Below are 18,910 nucleotides of genomic sequence, written 5' to 3' on the forward strand. Positions count from 1 at the left end.
TCAATATGTATGATTACCGCCACACGTGGCTTCGAGTGCCAGAGCGGCCACCTGACCAGCCCCTCCGAAAGACGAGGTTCGACAAGTGACCAACCTTCAGCCCCGAAAGATGGATTTCGGATTCGAGGATCATGACGTTCCCTTCCTGTGGAACCCGGAGAATCCGGCCTGGTCGAGCATGACCAACGCGGTCTCGTTCCTGGCCATCGGTTTCGAAAAGATGATCGTGAAGATGATCATGCAAACCAAGTCGCGGATCAGTGATCCGGAGGTCGCCGAGGAAGCCGTGGCATTCATGCGTCAAGAAGGCCACCACTCGACCGCCCACCGCCAACATGTGAAAGCTCTGATCAGGCGATACCCCGGACTGCAGAACACACTCGACGCCGTGATCGGTGAATTCGATCTGCTCACCGAGGCGACCTCGTTGAACTACCGGCTCGCGTACACCGCAGATCTGGAGGCGACCTTCACACCGGTGTTCAAACTGATGCTCGACAACGAGGCGACCTTGTTCCGTCCGGGAGACGACCGCGTCGCATCACTGTTCATCTGGCACTTCGTCGAGGAGGTCGAGCATCGCAGCTCGGCACTGATCATCTTCAATTCCGTTGTCGGAAGCGAGCTTTACCGGATGCGAATGGCGCCGTCGATCTTCGCGCACGTCATGAAGGTGATTCGCATCGCCTGTGCAGGGTTCAACCAGCACGTTCCACTCTCCGAACGGCAAGTCGACTCACTGTCGATGTTCGCCATGCACCGCACCAAGCAGAAGATTCTGACGTCGTTTGCGCCCTACCTGACCAAGGGCACCATGCCCCGCGCCTTCGATCACCTACAACTCGGCGAACAACTCGTCGCGCTCGGCGGAGTCTTCCGCAGCCAGATGCCCAATCACAACCCGGACCACGAGAAGCTCCCCGCACTGGCCGACCAGTGGTTCAAGCGTTACGACGACGGCTACGACTGCACACGCTGGTACACCGCCGAATCTCAGGCACAAGAGTCGATCACGTCAGGGGCCAACTGATGGCAGAGCACTGCTCCCCCACGTTTGCCCAACTGGCAACAGAACTCGGTTTCTCCTGTCAGGAAGCAGGTGGACTCGTCGAGTTCCGTAACCCGGCGGCCCTCGAGAACTGGACCCTGCCCGTACTCGAATGGACGATCATCGTCGGCTCGGTACTCGCACTGGTCTTGGCGATCGTACGACTGCGCCGCAACGGCGACCCCACCAACCTGGTCCTTTGGTTCGGCGCCACCGCCTACCTGTTCATCATCGAGCCTCCGCTGTACTTCCCGGCAGCGTTCGGCATCGAAGAACAAGTGGACACGATGTTCGCGCACAACGTGTTCACCGTCGACTTCATGTGGGGTCGACTGCCGCTGTACATCATTGCCATCTACCCGCTCATGGCGACGTTGGCCTTCGAAATAGTCAGAATGCTCGGCGTTTTCCGCAAATACGGTCCCCTGCTGGGTGCAGTCTGCGTCGGCTTCGTCCACCATGCGTTCTACGAAATCTTCGATCACCTCGGACCCCAGTTGCGGTGGTGGGAGTGGTCGACGTCGAACCCGATCAACCAACCCATGTTCGACGCGGTTCCACTCCCCAGCGTGGTCGTCTTCGCCGCTCTGTGGCCGATGTCGTTGGCATTCTGCGTCCAGTACTTCGTCGGACGGCACGTCGATGCCGGCAAGCACTTCTCCGGGCTTCAGTTGGTTTGGCGCACCATCGTGATCGGCCTGCTGGCCTCGCTGGGTACGTTCATTCTCCCGCTCCCGGCGACGGTCTTCGGGATGGGCAGTGACACCGTTCGCGGGTTCCTCTATGCGGCGGAACTCGCCGTCCTCACAGTGGTCGCGATCGTGGTTCTCGTCCGCCAGTGGAGAAACCTGCGCACGGCAGAATCGAACGCTCCTGCACACACCAACAGGTTCGTCCAGATTTACAGCGTGGTGTACCTGGTTGTCATGGCCGTACTGTGGGCGAGTGCGCTTCCGGACTTCTTCGACGCAGTCGACGGTTCCACCAGCGCTGGAGATCCCATCGGGAACCTGTGGTACACACTGGCGTGCTTCGTCATCGCAATCCTGTGTGTGAGCGCAACTTTCACCATTCCGAAGAGGAACTCCGTCGTCGACGACGCTGAACTTCTCGGGGCAAACTCAACGACTCCGGCCAGCTAGGTCGACCGGGACGAGACCTCTCGGGTCTCGTCCCGGTTTGTCGGTGTCTCGAGACAACGGCGTCACGGGACGCGGTGAGTCCACGCTTCGGTGCTGAACTTCGTGTCCACCAGCTTGCGCGCCTGCTCCAACTCCGAGTCCGTGTAGTCGCTGTCACGGGTGTCGTACTGGCCGCGGAAGTGCTGCGCAAACGACTCCAGGATCGCTGCACGCGTCATTCCGGTTTGAGAACGCAGCGGATCGACCCGCTTGGCTGCGCTCTTGGTTCCCTTGTCCGACATCTTCTCTCGCCCGATTCGCAGCACCTGCGTCATCTTCTCCGCATCGATGTCGTAGGCCATGGTCACGTGATGGAGCACGGTGCCGGACGCGAATCGCTTCTGAGCGGCGCCGGCTATCTTGCCCTTGTCCGAGGCGATGTCGTTGAGCGGCACGTACCGAGCGTTGATACCCACCTCGGCCAGCGCTCCCATCACCCACTGATCGAGAAACGCGTAGGACTGCTCGAAACTCAAACCTTCGACCAACGACGCCGGTACTGCCAACGAGTACGTGATGCAGTTGCCAGGTTCCATGAACATCGCGCCGCCACCGGAGATTCGGCGCACCACGCCGATGCCGTGCCGCGCAGCAGCCTCGGAGTCGACCTCGTTACGCACGGATTGGAACGATCCGATCACGACCAAGGGCGAGTCCCAGTCCCAGAATCGCAGTGTCGGCGGACGCTCACCCGATGCCACCTCACGCGCGATGACCTCGTCCAGCGCGACGTGCATCGCTGGGTCCAGAACCACCGGTGGGATGAGGTCGAACGTGTGATCCGCCCAACTCGTGGCGTGACCGAGTGCGCGCCGGATCGCAATACCGACCGACTGCGGCGTGAAGCCGATCATCGAGACGGACTCGTCGAGCGCACTGGAGATAGCTTGTGCCAACTGTTCTGCATCCGAGTCGGCTGGCATTCCGCGCAACGCCGCGTTGATGTCGTCGAGCGCACTGTCGGGCTCGAGGAAGAAGTCCCCCGAGACTGCGACTTCGGCCAGCCGACCGTCCGCCACCTCGACGTCGACCGCGACCAGTTTTCCACCAGGAACCTTGTACTCTCCACGCATTTGTCCAGCCTATCCCTGTGCGATTCTCTGCGGTGAGCGCCGTCGAAGATCACACCGCGCGCGCAGTGCGCATCGGTTCGGCCGGAAGGGTGATCAGGCTCTCACACCTGTAAACCGCTGTGCGGCTCCATGATCGCGCGGCGAGGACAGCAGGTGTCGGCCCCCGCCTTGACACGTGCTTCTTCCGACAGGCGAGATGATCGCTGGGGTGGGAGGATTACCGCAACGAGCCAACTCTCTGGCGAGTGACAACGGAGGTAGACATGAAGGTCCCGGCGTTCCACTCGACGGTTCCTTCGGATCTCGACGTCTATCACGACAACGAAAGCTGCATCTTGGCCGCGCGCATCGCAGTACCCCATCGTGCCCCCGGGGTCGACGGCCGACCGTGGTGCACTGCCTGCGCGTCTTTGGACTGACGAGCGACCACCAGCTCACTCACACCCATGTCGCCGATTCGGGGACAACTCCATGTGCCAGAGCGTTCGCATCGATGACAGCGCGGAGCCACGCGGTCAGACCGGTCTCGACCGTCTCGTAGAACAGCGCGTCGTAGAACTCGGAGAAGCCTGGATCGCCAACGTACATCCGTCCCAGACACACCTGCATCGAGTGTGTGCAGTCGAAGTAGACCCCGATCGACGCTCGGTGGCGTTCTGCCAGCGAATTCGCCTCGGCGCTTCCCGGTTCGACACCCGCACGGCACGCCAACGCCAGATCTTCGTTGAGCGCCTCGACGCAGTCGGCGATCTTCTGCCAATCCTCAGCGGTCCTACCTGCCGACCGTTCCGCGTGCTGCGCCCACTGCGCACTGTCACCCCAACGCTCGTGCGCCTCCGGTCCCCATGACGGCTGCCAGTGTCGGCCGAAGATCGACACCTGCTCGTCTGCCGGCAACAGCACACCGGACTTCCTGGCATCGATGATGCGATCCAAGGACTCGCCCTGTTGCTCCAAGTCGGCAATCCGTTGTCGCAACTCGGCGCGCTGCCCGCGCAGTGTTTCGTCCACGTGGGCTGCCGGCGATTCGAGCAGTATCCCGATCTCGTCGAGCGACAAGCCCACGTCGCGGTAGACAAGTACGCGACCAATTCGGCCGAGGTCGGCGTCGGTGTACAGCCGGTAGCCTCCGTCACTGCGCCCGGATGGGCACACCAAACCGATTGCGTCCCAATGATGAAGGGTACGTACAGTTATGCCCAGCCGAGATGCGGCAGCACCGACGGTAAGAGCATAGTCTGCCTCGTCTCCGAAGAGTTGATCCGTCACGGCATCCAGTTTGACAGACGCGGCGCGCGAGACCACCGCGTCAGACTTCTGTTCAGTCGTCGGGTCCGTCAATTCCCATACCTCGCAGATGCTCGGCCTCGGCACTGTTCGGGTCGTACGGACGAGCGGCCGTCATGATCACACGCGCGTTCTCCGGTGTCACGATCTCCAACTCCAGTGAATTCCACGGCTTCAGGTCTGGACCGCTGGTGCATCCGGGCCGCAATTCCTCACACGCCTTTGCTATCTGGTCGATCTGACTCAGCACACACGCAAAGCTCACGCTGATGGACGGTGGCGAATCTGCTCGCTCGCCGGGCACGAGCAGAACGTCTTGAAATGCCCAGCGCCGCAGATGCGTCAGTCGATCAGGCACCGAAAAGAAGTCGAAGAAACCGAGCCCGCGGATCCAGAAGTCTGCCGATTCGGCCAGATCCGAAGTCGGAACAGACACGAACATCGGCATACCGTAGAGACCTCGGAACTGTTCCGGAGGCACGGCATCGGTCGTAGGGACAGGGACGGGGCTGATGTCGAATGCAGGGTAGGTGTCGGTCATGAAGTCATCGTGAGCCCTCACGCTACGTCAGGGTCAAATCGTGTGAACTCCGATCAGAAAACACAGTGACCGGAAAACACAGTGATCAGAAATCGAGAAGCACCGAGCCCGCAATCCTCATAGGTTTGTCGAAACGACGCTCACGCCGACAAACTGGAGGTAGCCGACCATGGCACAAACGGATCCAACACCGAGAGATCCCATCGGGAATCACAGCGAACCGAAGTCCGGCGGTCCCGGCGCACTGTCACGGTGGATGCAGCGGAACGCGAACGCCCGCACGAATCGCAAGATTCGGCGCGGGAAAGGCACGTTCATGGGAATGGACGTCCTCATCCTGCACACGGTAGGCCGACGCAGCGGGCAACCCCGAGAGACTCCGCTGATGCACCTGTCCGACGGCAGGGGCGGTCTGTTGATCGTGGCTTCGGGCGGCGGCGGTCGAAACCCGGACTGGCACTCGAATGTGGTGGCGCATCCCGATCGAGTGTCTATCGAGATGCCCGGCCGAAATCCCGTACCAGTCACAGCTCACGAACTCGAAGGCGACGATCGCGAGCAAGCGTGGCACCAAGTGGCCACCGCCCAGCCCCGAATCGCCAAGTACCAGAGCAAGTCCGATCGCAAGTACCCGCTGATTCGGCTCACCGTGATGTGAGTGGTGGTGTGAGTGGTGGTGTGAGCCGAATCAGATTGCGCGATTACGCCTCGCCGGCGAATACACCGCCGTCTGCGAATACACGTTGGGCAAAGCGTTCGCCGATGAGACGATGCGTTGCAGCGTCCGGATGGAGCTGATCGGGAAGCGGCAACTCTTCGTTCTCCGGGGCACCGTAGAGATCACACCCGTCGATGTAATGCAGATTAGGATCATCGACTGACCGCTGGGTTACGATGCGCGCCAACTCTTCCCGAATCGAGCGCAGCGTCAGCTTCCCGGATGCCCGCTCGGCGGGATCTCCGGTGGCAACGAATCGCATTTCGCCTCTGGCAAGAGCGTCGAAGTCGAAGGCACCAGGCCCCGGTGTGTCCTCGTGGATCGGGCAATAGACGGGCGAAACGACCAACAGCGGAGCCACTGGATGACCGTCGCGAACCGTGTCGAGGAAGCCGTGCATTGCAGATGTGAAGGCCCGTAGGCGCATCACGTCGGAGTTGACCAGATTGATGCCCATCTTGATGCTGATCAGGTCAGCAGAAGTGTCGCGCATCGCGCGGGCGGTGTACTGGTCCAGCAGAGCACTGCCACTGAACCCTAGGTTGATCAGATCCACGCCGCCGACGGAGGCTGCAAGAGCAGGCCAAGTGCCGGAGGGACTTTCAGCGCCGGATCCTTGACTGATCGAGCTTCCGTGATGGAGCCACACGCGGCGCTTCGTATCAACCGCGAGTTCGAGTGGCGTGTCGGTTCGCAATGCGACAAGTTCGGTGGTCTCGTTGTGTGGCAACCAGATCTCGACGGTCTTGGATCGCGCGGGCAGCTCCGCGAAACGGATGATACTGACAGGTCCGGACTGCCTCTGAGCGGTACCGGTAGCCATGTCGATCGTCACCGTATTGCCGCCCGTAGCGCTTGCTTGCCCGGCCAGTTCGCCGTCGACGAGCAGGTCGTACACCCCTTGCGGCCTCGGCGGAGCGCCGGTGTAGATCATTTTCGTGGGCAGAGTATCGAGTTCGATGCTCGTGGCGCTGGTTCGAAATACTAGCCGCACTCCGGACGGTTGTGATTGCGCCATTGCCATCTGCCCGTCAGCGAATTGCGTGCGAGCCGTGGCAGGTAGGCGGTGCGTCAGCACACCGCGTTCGGTCCGTTCGATTTCGAGGGCTCCGCGCACGATGTCCTCGGAAATTTCGGTAGTAATCCAGCTGCTCTGGCTGTGCATTTCATTCACCTGAAAATCGTTTACGGAAGTTTGCTACTGCTGATAGTAATTTGCCTATACTCTTTAGGCAAGTGGTTTACCCTCCCAACGAACAGGACCGATTGACATGCCTCGCGCAGGACTCACAGCCGACCGCCTCGCGATGGCGGGCGCGGAATTGGCCGACGAGGTCGGCTTCGAGCACGTGACCGTATCGGCAGTCGCCAGGCAGTTCGACGTCAAGGTCGCAAGCCTGTACTCCCACGTGAAAAGTTCGAACGACCTCAAAACCAGAATCGCGTTGCTCGCTTTGGAGGAGATGGCCGACCAGGCTGCCGACGCCGTGGCCGGTCGGTCCGGCCGCGACGCTTTGACCGCCTTCGCGAACGTCTATCGCGACTACGCGAAGGCACACCCCGGCAGGTACGCCGCGTCACAGATGCGCCTCACCCCGGAGGACGCAGCAGCGAGCGCGGGCTTCAGACACTCGCAGATGATGCGATCGATTCTGCGCGGATACAACCTCACCGACCTCGACCAGACTCACGCAGTTCGGTTGCTAGGCAGCGTTTTCCATGGATATGCCAGCCTGGAGTTAGGTGGATCGTTCAGCCACAGTGCGCCGGACAGCGCCGAAAGCTGGTCCAGGATCCTCGAGGCTCTCGATTCGATGCTGACCAATTGGCCAGCATCGAATGCATGATCAGGCGTGCTTCTTGTGAGCAAAGTTCCTGCGCCACTTGGTGATGACATGCGGCCTGATGATGGAGACCGCAACCTCGAGCCCACCGCAGGAGCAGCGCCACACAATTGCGCATTCCCGTAATCATTGGTCGCACTGGGACAGCAGAGCGTCCGAGTGGGCAGGAAGTCGAGGTCTGGGGCCGCGCCTAGAGGAGAAGCTTGGCACGCAGAGAGTCGATAGTGCCCTGGTCGACGCCGAAGCCCTCCCGTACGTAAGTATCCATACCACCGTAGAGTCGGTCCACCTGGGCGTACGCCGCATCGAGCCACGACAGGTCCACCGCGTCGTCCCGGCCCAGGTACGTGTTCGACGCCATGAAGTCGGCACTGATGACCTCACGCGGGACACCGAGGATGGTCAGCAGGATCGCGGTACCCCAACCGGTGCGATCCTTCCCAGCGCTGCAGTGGTAGACGGTTGCGCCGTCGGAGTTGTTCGCGATCGCCGTCAGCAGATCATGGAAGGCGACATCGGAGCCACGGTAGTTGACCATGAACGGGTAGCCGATGCTCTGGCCGATGTTCGAGGTTCCGTTGACCGCGCCGTCGATCAACGCGCGACCGAGGGTCAGGGGAACGAACTCGTGGAACGCGATGCCATGGTCGATGCTGACGACGTCGGCGACCTGGTAGGTGACCCCGGCAGGGATCCGATCGGGATCCTCCGTGCGTTCGGAGGTGTTACGCAGATCGACGTCGAGGGTCAGGTTCGCGGCGGTGAGTTTGGCCAGATCAGTCTCATTGAGCGAGCTGAGCTTGTTGGAACGGAACACCAGGCCTGTCCGGACGGTCCTGCCGTCGGTAGTCCGATAGCCGCCGATGTCGCGGAAGTTCCGCGCCTCGTCGAGCCTGATCTCGGCCGCGGACGGCGGTGGGATCTCCGGCAGCGGCGGTTGCTCCCCGGACGATCCGAACTGGCTCGAACCCGATTGCGGGTCGCCGCTCGAGGCGGAGGCGAGTGCGGGACCGGTCAAGGCCGCCACCACGGTAAACAGCGCAGTGAGGGCGATTCCGAAAGAATGCGCCCCTCGGCGGCGCGTGTAAGCAGTCGTCATCGTCGTCCTCTTCACTCGCTGTGCTGGACGACCCCGCGCCCCCACAAACTCACGTGCGAGATTACAAGGGTGGCGCGCTCCTCGTCCCGACTTTGCCCCAGAAACCGGACATTTGTTCAGGTGTCCGAATTGCCGCCGTCATGCGGGAAGAAACTCTTGCCCGTCACTCCAGTGCCATCGACCACGCCGGACCCGATCGAACGCCAGACCGCGGCCGCGGCGCCACCCGCAATTGCCCACCACTGAACCACTTCACTGTCGAGCAACTGCACAAATCTCGACATCGAACTGGTATCCGTTGGGACGAAATCAATCTCACGAGCTACCGGCCGTCGATCATGACCAGTGCAGGCTGGGGAATTTCGGACGAAGCATCTGCGAGAGCAGCAAGAGTGCCATCGAGCGCGACAAGGTCCGCACGACGACCCGGCGCCAATATCCCCACCCTCCCTTCGTCATGGACCAAGTACGCACTGTCCACAGTCATGGCCTGCACTGCACGCTGCACTCCGATCCGTTGGTGGGAGCCAAGCACGGCACCGCCCATGGTCAGCCGATTCACAGCAGTCCGAATCGTCTGGAGGGGATCCATCGGCGTTATCGGGCAATCCGAGTGCAGCCCGAACTTCAATCCGATGTCATCGGCGCACGCCAGCGGGTCCAGGTTGCCGGCTCTCTCAGGACCGAGGAAACGGTCACGGTGACGATCGCCCCAATGAAAGACATGGTTGACGAAAAAGCTCACCCCGATCTCCGCATCACGTATCGCCTCGAGATCCGCAGGCCCACTCACCTGGCAATGCTCGATACGGTGCCGCGCTCGACGTCCGTCACTGCGATGCGCCTTGCGCAGCGCCGCGATGGCGGCGGCTACGGCCGCGTCGCCGTTGGCGTGCACCGCGACCTGACCTCCCTCGCGGTGCACCTGGAGAACCATGTCGTCGAGTTGCTCCTGCGGATAGAGCAAATCACCGTGATGGTTCGGGCTGCAGGTATACGGGGTCCGCAAGGCTGCTGACAACCCTTGAATGGACCCATCCGCCCAGAATTTGGCGCCGGCCAAGCGGAAGCGTGACCCTGGGGCCGGTACAGCCGTGAAAGCAATGTTCCCTTCCTCCAGTTCTGCGATCGCGAGATCACCCCGAAGGAAGCCAACCGTGTGAACGGGTATCTCGCCCGTAATATCCAGGGCACGATAGGCGGCCAGCTCCTGCATACCTGCCGACAGGCCGACCCCTAGATCGTGCACAGTCGTGATTCCTCGCGAACGCGCCAGTGTCAAGCTACGCAGCAACGCGGTCTGCACCTCTACCTGTGTCAGGTCTGGTATCGCGGCACTCAACCGCGCTACGGCATCGATTTCCCAGGCCATCCCTGTGAGCCTCCCGTCCGCCCCGCGCGGAAACTGCGAGTCCCCGGGATCCACCGTCGATTCGTCGATGCCTGCAGTTGCAAGCGCAGCAGTGTTTGCCACCGCAAAGTGCCCCGAGATGTGCAGAACGATGATCGGGCGGTCAGTACAGACTGCGTCGAGGTCATCGCGTGTGAGATGGCGCCCTTCTCGAAGTTGTGTGTCGTCATACCCCCATCCGCGTATCCAGCCGTGAGTGGGAGTGGAGTTCCGCAGAGCCCCTTGGATATCCGTGATCGAGGCGCACGGTGGCGTCCGGCAATCAGCCCATCCGTCAGTCAAGCCGGCGTAGGTCGGGTGAATGTGCGACTCGATCAGCCCCGGGATCACAGTTGCGCCAGCCAGATCGAGCCGACGAGTTTCCGGTCCGGCGTGCTCCGCCATGTCCTTTCGACTTCCGGTGGCGACAACCAGGCCTCCGTCAAGGACGAGCGCCTCTACCTGGGGTGACGCCATGTCTTGGGTGAGGATTGCATCTGCGGTGAGTAGTGTCCGGGTCATCAGATATCCGCCTTCGCGGTCGGGGCTGCGGGGTAAGGCACTGGTGCCGATCGATTTTCTGCACGGAGGCCCGAAACCGCTTCGACAGGAGGCCACATCACCCGTGTAGCGGACACGAACACCACGTTCAGAACGAGGGCTGCGGCACCGATGTTTATGCCTTGATCCGCCAACCACATCGATACCGTGCCGTGTGTGTCGAGGTAAAGCCAGAGCACCACCACGTCGCCGAGCACCACGCCCATCGCGAGCGCTGCCGGTCGCAGCTTCCATCCGAAGATCATCGTCGCGAATACCACCACGGCCTGGGTCACCCCGTAATACGCGGTATTCACCAGCGTCAGCAGCAATTGGGGTGCGGCGAGGGTGAGGATCAGCGAGAGGCCGAGGTAGGCGACGATGACCCCGCGCACCCACACTCTCTGACGTGATTCGGGTATTCCCGGAACGATGTTTCGCGAGACGATCGAGCCGATTCCCAGCGCCGAACCACACAGAACAACGATCGCGCACAGTGCCGCACCACCCGCCACCACTCCGGTCAGCCAGTCCGGGAGCACAAGACGGGACAGTTGCAGGAGCACCTCATTGGACTCTGCGCCCTCGAGCTTGTTGGGCAGCAATGAAATTGCGCCGAAGGCAGCAGCGACGAGGAAGGGATACATGAGCATGTACAGCGGGTTGAATCGGGCGACTCGCTTGAGGGTTGCCTCGGACTTCGCCGATAGCACCGCTTGCACGATGAAGGGGAAAACGAAAAAACCGAGTGACTGGAACACAATTGTGGTGAGAACGAAGGTCAGCGACGAACCGGAGACGGTGGATTGCGAGGCCTGCCCGGCCCCATGGGATGCCGCATCGGCAAAGAGCTTCGTGATACCGCCCGATTTGGCCGTGGCGGCCAGTCCGATCAGGATCGCTCCCAACAGCAGAGCTGCGTCCTTGACGTAAGACACGAACGCCGGTGCACGCACACCCGAAAGCAGGAGGAAGAGCAGAGCAAGCGCAGCGCCGACAAAAACCGCCACCGTCGGGTTGATGGTGATGCCAAGTCCGCTCAGTGCGACCTGGAGGCCGGCAAGCTGCAACTGCCCCCAGGGAATGAGGAAGACTACCGAGGCAATCGCGATTGTCAGTTCCAACCCGCGCGACCGAAAGTGCCGCCCTGCCACATCGGGCAGCGTCATCGCGTTATACCGCTTGCCTGCCCGCCAGAGATAGGGCGCAAAGAAGTATCCGATCGGGTAGGCAAGCAAGATGTATCCGATGAACCAGACGCCGTAGCTTGCCCCGTGGGCGTACACACCCCCGGGAAATCCGATGAGCGTGCCGATGCTGTAGGCCTCACCTGCTCCCAGGATGAAAACCAGCACGGGACCGAAAGATCGCCCGCCCACGAGGTAGTCGGAGATCTCTTTTTTGCTTCCACGGCGTGAAAGCACTCCGGCGCCGAGCGCGAGCAGTAGCACGAGCGTAAATGTTGCAGCGATCATGTCGGATCCCCGATCTCGGTCTTGGCCTGAGCCAGTTCGTTTCGTTCCGCTTCCTCGAAGTCCTTGCGGTCAAAGAACTTCCATGCCAAGTGGAGACACAACGAGGTCAGCGGCATCCACAGGAAAAGCCACGCGAACAAAATGGGAAATCCGAGAACAGTCAGTTCGGATCCGGAGAGCGCAACTATCCCGCCCAGCACGCCGACGAACGGAACTCCGATTGCGAGCAAGGCACTCTTCGCCTCGTTGGACATGATTGTGGCTCCTTAGCCGTTGATCGATCCGGAGCAGATGAGGCGAGGGGCGTTTTGCCGTCGAATCGTCGTCCGGTCTAGCGTTGAGTGTGCCTCCCGTCACTATGGCGGGACCATGGGTGAACCCCGGAATCCACGACGCTCGTTCGTGAAATTCACGGGACGCAAGACCAAGCACGCACAAAGGAGTAACCCCGTGGACGTAATCGACGTCGAAGAAGAAGACACGATCCGACGGTTGTGTCGCGAGGTTTCCGACGAACTCGAAGCGCTCACCGAGCGCGCGGTACAACAGATTCGCAGCGAACTCCCGGCCTACTCCGCGGTACCAGTGGCCGAGCAAGGCAACTACATCCGCAAACAGTTGTCCGCAATGCTGTGTGCCGTCGCCGAGAACGAAACGATCACCACAGAAGACACCGACCGAAACCGCGAACTCGGGCGCCGTCGCGCGATGCAAGGGCTCCCCCTCTCCGATGTCATCGAGACCTATCACATTGCATCTCGTGAGCTCTGGGACACGATGGTCCAGCGGTCCACGAAACCAACACACGAGCTGCTGCAAGCAGGCGGCAAACTCTGGGACCTCGTTCACGCCGCGACGAGCGCAGTCGCAGTCGGACACTCCGAGGCAACGCGCAGCGAGCAGGCCATCCGCGCCGGCGTTCGATACCGATTCTTCGAAACACTGCACAGTGCAACGGATATGGAACTGAGCAACGCCCGAGAGCTGGCACAAACCCTCGGATTCGATACACAGAAATCGTTCCAAGCACTGTCGGCCGTCGAGGACGAATGGTCAGAAGCACAAGTAGAACACCTGCAACGAACCCTGGATTCCGTGCATGTTGTCGCGCATTGCAGTCGACATGGCTCCCGAGTAATCGTGATGTGTCAGGGCGAACCAACCGAAGTCATCCACGCAATCATGCGAGATCATCCACGAACGTCACTAGGTATCGGGATGCCCCGGGTCGGGCTCGTCGGCGCAGCTCAAAGCATCACCGACGCCGAGCGCACATTGCAGTTGGCGACAGCGCCGGGCACGACGGTCAGTTTTGCCGACGAATGGCTCATCGCCACTCTTGCCACCCACCAGGACGAGCTGCTGCCGCTTCTACAGGCCGGGGCATCTGTGGCCGAAGAGCACTCACATCTGATGGACGCCGTCCGCGCCTTCGCGCGAAGCGGGTTCTCTGTCAGCGCCGCCGCCCGTGACATCCACCTACATGCGAACTCTGTCACCTATCGACTCGACCGCTGGCAGCATCTGACTGGATGGGATGCGCGAACCCTCGACGGCCTGATGAAATCCATGGTGAGCCTCGAATTGTTTCATCGTAAAACGCTCGCCAAGATCTGACACCGAACACAGTCCGCTTTTTCCTCGGCACGCTGAACCTCACCCGCGCTTGTCACGCGGGGTTGGAGTCGAGTCGATTCCGAAGCCAAGCACCCATATCGAGCGCAGCACGCCGGGCAACAGGCGTTGGATGGTTTGTAAATCCATGCGGGACAACAGGATAGAGACGCAAGTCGACGTCGTTACCGGCCGCCGACAGCCGCGCCACCATGGCAAGGTTCTCAGCCAGAACCACGTCTTCTGATCCGACCACCACGAGGGTAGGCGGCAGGCCGCTGAGGTCGCCGAATGTCGGAGAAATATCCGGGAGAGTGCGATCATCGACATGCCCGACATAGGCTTCGATGAAGTATTCGTCGCTGATGGTGCGGCCCGCGGGAGTCTGCGCACTGACGTCGTACGTGCCCGCTTCCAGCACGGCACCCGAAAACGACTTGGCCAGACCTCGATCACGAAGGCGCAGCAATGTCGTCGTCACCAAGGTTGCTCCCGCCGACATGCCACCGATGGCGAGCCTGGTCGTCCCGAACCGTTCGGCAGCGACATCAAGTAGCCACAAAGCGACTGCCTCACAATCGTCCGGCGCTGCCGGCCAAGGGAATTCCGGCGCAAGCCGGTAATCGACGGTAACCACTGCCACCCCGACCGCGTCGGCAAGTCTCGTACTTCGGGCGTCAGCGCTGGCCGCTGAACTCATGTAGAAACCACCACCCGGAAGATACAGATAGACCCCGTTGACAACGCCGTCTTTCGGCGTGACTACGCGCACTGAAACGGATCGACCCTCGATGTCGAGTGTGTGTTCAACAGCCCGGGTCGCCGTGGGCTCAACCACCCTGGATGCTCGCGCCACAAGCAGTTCCTGCAGCGAACTCGGACCGACACCGGCAAGCCGCGGCGCATAGAACGCTCGGGTGATCGCCACATCGTCGCCGGGTAGTTGTTCGACCAGATCAGTCAGTGCAAGCTTCACAAATGCTCCCTCGGGTCGCGACTTGTCGACAATTCTCGCACCCCGTACAGCAGCCTCGAGCCGGGGCATTCCAGGCAGTGAAGACGTGACGGGTATGTGCGAATCGCGCCGCAATAAGGCGTTCTCACGCTACCCTCATCTCCGAATTGGACGTTTGTCTAGAAAGGTCACCGGATGCGCGCGCTGTTGCTTGCCACCCTTGCAATCCTGGCTATCCAGATTGCAGCCCCGGCGGCAAACGCTTCACCTCCGGATCCGGGCTGGACTCTCCCCCAACTGACCGTCGCAGATCGAACGATCAAGGACGTCGACGGACGAACGGTGTTGCTCCGCGGCGTGAACGCCAACGGTCTCAATGACTACGCATCCAACGGCACCGGTCTACCCACCGTTACGCCGCTGGGAAGAACGGACTTCGCGCAGATGGCCGCGCTGGGCTTCAACGTCGTCCGACTCAACGTCGCGTGGTCCCTCCTCGAACCGACCCGCGGTGCATTCGACACTGCGTATGTCGACCGGATTCGAGGCGCAGTCCAGAACGCGAAAGATCACGGCATTTACACCGTTCTCGACATGCATCAGGACGCATGGGGCCCGTACGTCGGCACCCCGAGCGACCAGTCGTGCCCGTCTTTCATGGAGCCGGGAGTCGGCTGGGACGGCGCACCGGAGTGGGCAACCCTGACCGGCGGATGGACGACCTGCAACATCGGTGGACTCCGGGAAGCCGCACCGGCGATCGCCCATGCCTTCCAGGCGTTTTACGACGACGAGCAAGGAATCCAGAGTCGCCTCGTGGCTACGTGGGCGCGGTTGGCCGCCGAGTTCAAAGACGAACCGGCGGTGGCCGGATACGACCTGTTGAACGAACCGAATCCCGGCCTGCGCGATCCATTCACCGCCGCTGATCAGATCGGGCAGTTCTACAAGCGGGCCACCGACGCCATCAGACAGGCCGAATCAGGCGGATTTCCGCACCTCGTGTTCTTCGAGCCCAGCGCGATCTGGTCGGCATTCGGCTTCGACGCGCTGCCCCCACGCCAGTACCTGACCGATCCTCTGGTGGTCTTCTCGCCACATCTCTACAGCGAATCGATAACAGTCAGTAGCGAATTCCCCGGAATCGAAGACGGGTTCAAGATCGCCGACCGCGCTGCCGCCTGGTACGACGCCCCGTTGTGGACGGGTGAATGGGGTTGGTTCGGGGATGCCGGCGAGCAGGGAGCAGACGTCGACCGCTTCGTCGACGCCACCGACAAGTACCGGATGGGCGGCGCGTGGTGGTCGTGGACACAAGCGTGCGGTGACCCCCACCCGGTTCGGGACGGCAATACCCACCAACCGCAAGGAAATTTGAATCGCATCGACTGCCCTTCCGGCGAATCACTCGGGCTCGTAGAGGGATTTGCCGGGCCTCTCTCGCGTGCTTATCCGCGAGCAGCGCCCGGCACACTGACGGAGTTGTCGCGCAACGGGTTTACCGGGACGGGTACCGGACAGGTCGAAGCCTGGTACCCCGGCACCGACCGGCCACAGCTCGAGACCACGAATCTCTCCGACGTCCGACTGTCCCCGATAGAGGGCGGCTGGCAACTGATCAGCCACGCCGATGGCGACTACGCGGTGAACTTGGCCTGATAGGACACCCACCTCGGCGGTCCGCGTTCACACCACGTGAAAGAGGGCTTATCAGAAGATTCCGCCGATTCCTTTGCCGATCAGAACAACTCCGACGACCAAGATCAACACGCTCATCACCGTGGTGTTGTTGTCTTGGAGCCAGACCTTGAGCTTGGCCAACGGCTCGCGCAGACGATCAGCAGCCACCAGGTATCCGATGACCGGGGTCGCGACCGTTGAACTGGCGATGATCGTGAAGACAAGGACAGAGGCGATCACTCCACTGGTCGCCAGCGACGCCGAGCCGATCGACACTCCCGCCGCGATGCACATCAGCAGATTCTTCGGGTTGATCGCGGCGAGCGCGAATCCTAGGCCCAGCCCCTTGACCGCGGTCATCTCGTCGATGGCTTGCATCCACTTCGGTGTTTCGTGTTCGCCGCTGCGCCCTCGCCACTGCTTGACCCCGACCGCCAACAGGAGGACACCGAGAGCGAGTTTGATCCACGATACCGTGGCAGACGGTCCATTGTCCGAGGTACTGAGGGCACTGGACAGGGTGACAAAAAGAACTGTGGCAATGAAGATTCCGAGCAGCCAACCCAACGCGAACCCGATGCTGGTGCTACCCGCGCGCTTGGAGAGCAACATCAAGATCGTGGCGATGACGGCTACCGGAGACACGGCGACACCGACAGCTATGGGGAGGAGATCTCCGATAACGGAACCCATGTCAAAACTCGTTTCTCATCGGGACGCAGTCGATACCGCTGCGCGCCAATGCTGACACTCTGTGCGCCTACATCGTTCGTGCCTCATTCGAAAGGGATGAGCGCCCGAACGCCGGACCACTGACTCGCCCCGTCAATTCGTCTGTGCTTGTTGGAATGCAGCGGCAACACCACCGACGTCTCCCCCGACTTGGAACACTCCCCTAGGCAGGTCGGGAAACACTGCATCACTGACGGCGACGACAAACAGAAGTCGGCGATCGTCGGGGGTGATCATGTAACCCGACAACGCTTGAAGAGTGACTATCAACCTGCCGGTGTCAGATTCGACGTCGGCGGATGTTCCCGTCTTACCGATGACCTTCCCCTTTGCCGGACTGTCGGTTCCCACGCCCGACAACGAGCCTCGCTCACCGAGTACGGGTTGACCTGCCCAGAACGTATCGGCCCATGGCTGCTGGTCCACCCAGTCGAGCCACTGGAGGACGGCTGCGGGCGTCGATTGTGACGGGTCTCCACCCTGACCGTCCATGACCACCAGGTCGGATGCTGCAATACCTGCCTTCTCGGCGAGTGCCCGCACGGTGGGAAGACCGTCGCTGCACGACGACGATCCTGTCGCTACTGCCAACAGACACAAGAAAGTGTTCGCGCCCGTGTTGTAGCTTGTCGCGAGAATCATCCCTCCCGACTCCGAAATTGGTGCCGATTGCAGGCTCGCAACTTGTCGACTTCCTGAATATGTCCGATCGACAGGCAGGGCAGCCGTGCTGTTCGTACGAGATACCGATGTAACCTCGATTCCATTGCGTCGCAGTGCTTCTACGAACAGCTGACGCGCCCACGTCGGCGCGTCGGTAATGCGATAGACAGTCAGCGATGTCTTTCCAGCCGGCACCGACCCGGTCACGTTGATCCGGGTGGGATCGGACGGATCGGACGGATCGGCCGCAACCTTCAGAGTCGAGTCGCTACCTTCCTCACCCGTGGTGACCTGAGCATCGACGCGGAACAGGCCGTTGCCGGGAAGCATGTCGATGGTGGCGGGCTCACCTACCGCACCCGGACTCGCCTGGATATCGACGAGGTTGTCGTTGACGAAAATCGACGGGACCAGGCCTTCGACTGTCGAGTATGTGTCCCACAGACGAGGGTCCACCAGAACGTCGCCGTTTACCCGAGTGATGCCGGCGTCGGCTACTTGTCGTGCGAGATCGTTCAGGCCTGCCAGCGGATCACCGGGCGCGAGAACGGCTCCTGGCAGGGCATCGGCGTAGACGTGGTCGATGCCGTCGGTGGCGAAATCGAATCGGCCTTGTGCGGCGTTGCGCCCACCGAGCGCGAGGTCACCGGAGCCGACCAGCACCAGATCACCGGTAAGGGTGCCCTCGACAGGGAGAGAAGTGGCATAAACGGGGGTGGTGACAGTGTGGTCTACACCAAGGGTGTCGTAGGCGGTGCCGACGGTGAAATGTTTGGTCTGGGAAGCCAAAAACATCGAGCTATCAGCATTGTTGCTGTAAATCACCTCGTCGGTGGCGGGGTCGACCAAGAGATAGGACCACCGAGCCATGGCGTACGGATCGGTGGCCATGATGCGGGCTGCCTCCTCTGGAACCTGTTGCGCCGGAGCCGATGCGGAATCGGAATTCGACGGCTTCGCCGAACATGCGGTGAGGACTACTCCGACGCTGATCAACGCAGCGACGGCGCGAACTGATGTGGTGTGCGGCATGGACGCTCCTGAGGATGCATGACTGATTTGTCGTAATT

General features: G+C 61.4%; 19 protein-coding genes. 7 read left to right on the forward strand and 12 right to left on the reverse strand.

The genetic code is table 11. The features are described from left to right. Positions 1–85 precede the first annotated feature (85 nt). Together ABX74_RS17280 and ABX74_RS17285 are read left to right on the forward strand one after the other, a co-directional pair. Complete coding sequence (locus ABX74_RS17280; protein ID WP_047889302.1) at positions 86–1,030, forward strand: metal-dependent hydrolase; 945 nt, start codon at positions 86–88, stop codon at positions 1,028–1,030. Further along, complete coding sequence (locus ABX74_RS17285; RefSeq protein WP_021333568.1) at positions 1,030–2,190, forward strand: hypothetical protein; 1,161 nt, start codon at positions 1,030–1,032, stop codon at positions 2,188–2,190. The genes ABX74_RS17280 and ABX74_RS17285 overlap by 1 nt, the downstream gene beginning before the upstream one ends. 62 nt (positions 2,191–2,252) lie before the next feature. Here ABX74_RS17285 and ABX74_RS17290 read toward each other — a convergent pair whose 3' ends face one another. Continuing rightward, positions 2,253–3,302 carry a biotin/lipoate A/B protein ligase family protein gene (locus tag ABX74_RS17290; protein ID WP_019748138.1) on the reverse strand — a complete coding sequence of 350 codons (1,050 nt, stop codon included), beginning with the start codon at positions 3,300–3,302 and terminating at the stop codon, positions 2,253–2,255. A gap of 245 nt (positions 3,303–3,547) precedes the next feature. On the opposite strand from ABX74_RS17290, the gene ABX74_RS30440 reads away from it, so the two are divergent. Continuing rightward, positions 3,548–3,721, forward strand: coding sequence for a hypothetical protein (locus tag ABX74_RS30440; protein WP_153211278.1), 174 nt, complete (start codon positions 3,548–3,550; stop codon positions 3,719–3,721). Between the two features lie 19 nt (positions 3,722–3,740). Here the strand turns inward: ABX74_RS30440 and ABX74_RS17295 are convergent, their stop codons facing one another. Together ABX74_RS17295 and ABX74_RS17300 are read right to left on the reverse strand one after the other, a co-directional pair. Next, complete coding sequence (locus ABX74_RS17295) at positions 3,741–4,571, reverse strand: MerR family transcriptional regulator (RefSeq protein ID WP_047889323.1); 831 nt, start codon at positions 4,569–4,571, stop codon at positions 3,741–3,743. 52 nt (positions 4,572–4,623) lie between these two features. Further along, entirely contained in the window at positions 4,624–5,130 is a 507-nt protein-coding gene (locus tag ABX74_RS17300) for a glyoxalase/bleomycin resistance/dioxygenase family protein (protein ID WP_029255207.1), read from the reverse strand. A 169-nt stretch (positions 5,131–5,299) separates the two neighbouring features. On the opposite strand from ABX74_RS17300, the gene ABX74_RS17305 reads away from it, so the two are divergent. Then, positions 5,300–5,788: a nitroreductase family deazaflavin-dependent oxidoreductase gene (locus ABX74_RS17305; protein ID WP_019748134.1), complete on the forward strand. Its 489-nt coding sequence runs from the start codon at positions 5,300–5,302 to the stop codon at positions 5,786–5,788. 43 nt (positions 5,789–5,831) lie between these two features. On the opposite strand, the gene ABX74_RS17310 is transcribed toward ABX74_RS17305, so the two are convergent. Then, positions 5,832–7,013: a GDSL-type esterase/lipase family protein gene (locus ABX74_RS17310; protein ID WP_047889303.1), complete on the reverse strand. Its 1,182-nt coding sequence runs from the start codon at positions 7,011–7,013 to the stop codon at positions 5,832–5,834. Positions 7,014–7,119: 106 nt separating this feature from the next. Between ABX74_RS17310 and ABX74_RS17315 the strand changes: the two genes are divergently transcribed. Then, on the forward strand, positions 7,120–7,695 hold the full coding sequence (locus ABX74_RS17315; RefSeq protein ID WP_021333562.1) for a TetR/AcrR family transcriptional regulator: 576 nt from the start codon (positions 7,120–7,122) through the stop codon (positions 7,693–7,695). Positions 7,696–7,882: 187 nt separating this feature from the next. Here ABX74_RS17315 and ABX74_RS17320 read toward each other — a convergent pair whose 3' ends face one another. The 5 genes from ABX74_RS17320 to ABX74_RS17335 form a co-directional block, all read right to left on the reverse strand. After that, positions 7,883–8,791, reverse strand: coding sequence for a tyrosine-protein phosphatase (locus tag ABX74_RS17320; protein ID WP_047889304.1), 909 nt, complete (start codon positions 8,789–8,791; stop codon positions 7,883–7,885). A 116-nt stretch (positions 8,792–8,907) separates the two neighbouring features. Then, positions 8,908–9,075 carry a hypothetical protein gene (locus tag ABX74_RS30445; protein WP_021333548.1) on the reverse strand — a complete coding sequence of 56 codons (168 nt, stop codon included), beginning with the start codon at positions 9,073–9,075 and terminating at the stop codon, positions 8,908–8,910. A 38-nt stretch (positions 9,076–9,113) separates the two neighbouring features. Next, positions 9,114–10,703 (reverse strand): amidohydrolase, encoded by a 1,590-nt coding sequence (locus ABX74_RS17325; protein ID WP_021333547.1) that lies wholly within the window; start codon positions 10,701–10,703, stop codon positions 9,114–9,116. Next, positions 10,703–12,196 carry a sodium:solute symporter gene (locus ABX74_RS17330; protein ID WP_047889305.1) on the reverse strand — a complete coding sequence of 498 codons (1,494 nt, stop codon included), beginning with the start codon at positions 12,194–12,196 and terminating at the stop codon, positions 10,703–10,705. Before ABX74_RS17330 ends, ABX74_RS17325 begins: the two co-directional genes overlap by 1 nt. Then, a complete protein-coding gene (locus ABX74_RS17335) occupies positions 12,193–12,450 on the reverse strand; it encodes a DUF3311 domain-containing protein (RefSeq protein WP_019748101.1) in 258 nt (85 codons plus the stop codon). The genes ABX74_RS17330 and ABX74_RS17335 overlap by 4 nt, the downstream gene beginning before the upstream one ends. A 196-nt stretch (positions 12,451–12,646) precedes the next feature. On the opposite strand from ABX74_RS17335, the gene ABX74_RS17340 reads away from it, so the two are divergent. Next, positions 12,647–13,813, forward strand: a complete 1,167-nt coding sequence (locus tag ABX74_RS17340; RefSeq protein WP_029538023.1) for a PucR family transcriptional regulator — start codon at positions 12,647–12,649, stop codon at positions 13,811–13,813. A gap of 52 nt (positions 13,814–13,865) precedes the next feature. On the opposite strand, the gene ABX74_RS17345 is transcribed toward ABX74_RS17340, so the two are convergent. Continuing rightward, entirely contained in the window at positions 13,866–14,786 is a 921-nt protein-coding gene (locus tag ABX74_RS17345) for an alpha/beta hydrolase (RefSeq protein WP_047889324.1), read from the reverse strand. Positions 14,787–14,960: 174 nt separating this feature from the next. Here ABX74_RS17345 and ABX74_RS17350 point away from each other — a divergent pair, with 174 nt between their 5' ends. Then, the gene (locus tag ABX74_RS17350) at positions 14,961–16,424 is read left to right on the forward strand and encodes a glycoside hydrolase family 5 protein (protein ID WP_047889306.1); all 1,464 of its coding nucleotides are present in this window, start codon (positions 14,961–14,963) and stop codon (positions 16,422–16,424) included. 51 nt (positions 16,425–16,475) lie between these two features. Here the strand turns inward: ABX74_RS17350 and ABX74_RS17355 are convergent, their stop codons facing one another. Both ABX74_RS17355 and ABX74_RS17360 read right to left on the reverse strand, forming a co-directional pair. Beyond that, positions 16,476–17,138, reverse strand: a complete 663-nt coding sequence (locus ABX74_RS17355; RefSeq protein WP_047889307.1) for a GAP family protein — start codon at positions 17,136–17,138, stop codon at positions 16,476–16,478. A 132-nt stretch (positions 17,139–17,270) separates the two neighbouring features. After that, entirely contained in the window at positions 17,271–18,872 is a 1,602-nt protein-coding gene (locus tag ABX74_RS17360) for a D-alanyl-D-alanine carboxypeptidase/D-alanyl-D-alanine-endopeptidase (RefSeq protein ID WP_047889308.1), read from the reverse strand. Between the last annotated feature and the right edge of the window lie 38 nt (positions 18,873–18,910).

It is taken from the genome of Rhodococcus sp. ARP2 (assembly GCF_001029585.1).
Lineage (GTDB): Bacteria > Actinomycetota > Actinomycetes > Mycobacteriales > Mycobacteriaceae > Rhodococcus_F > Rhodococcus_F erythropolis.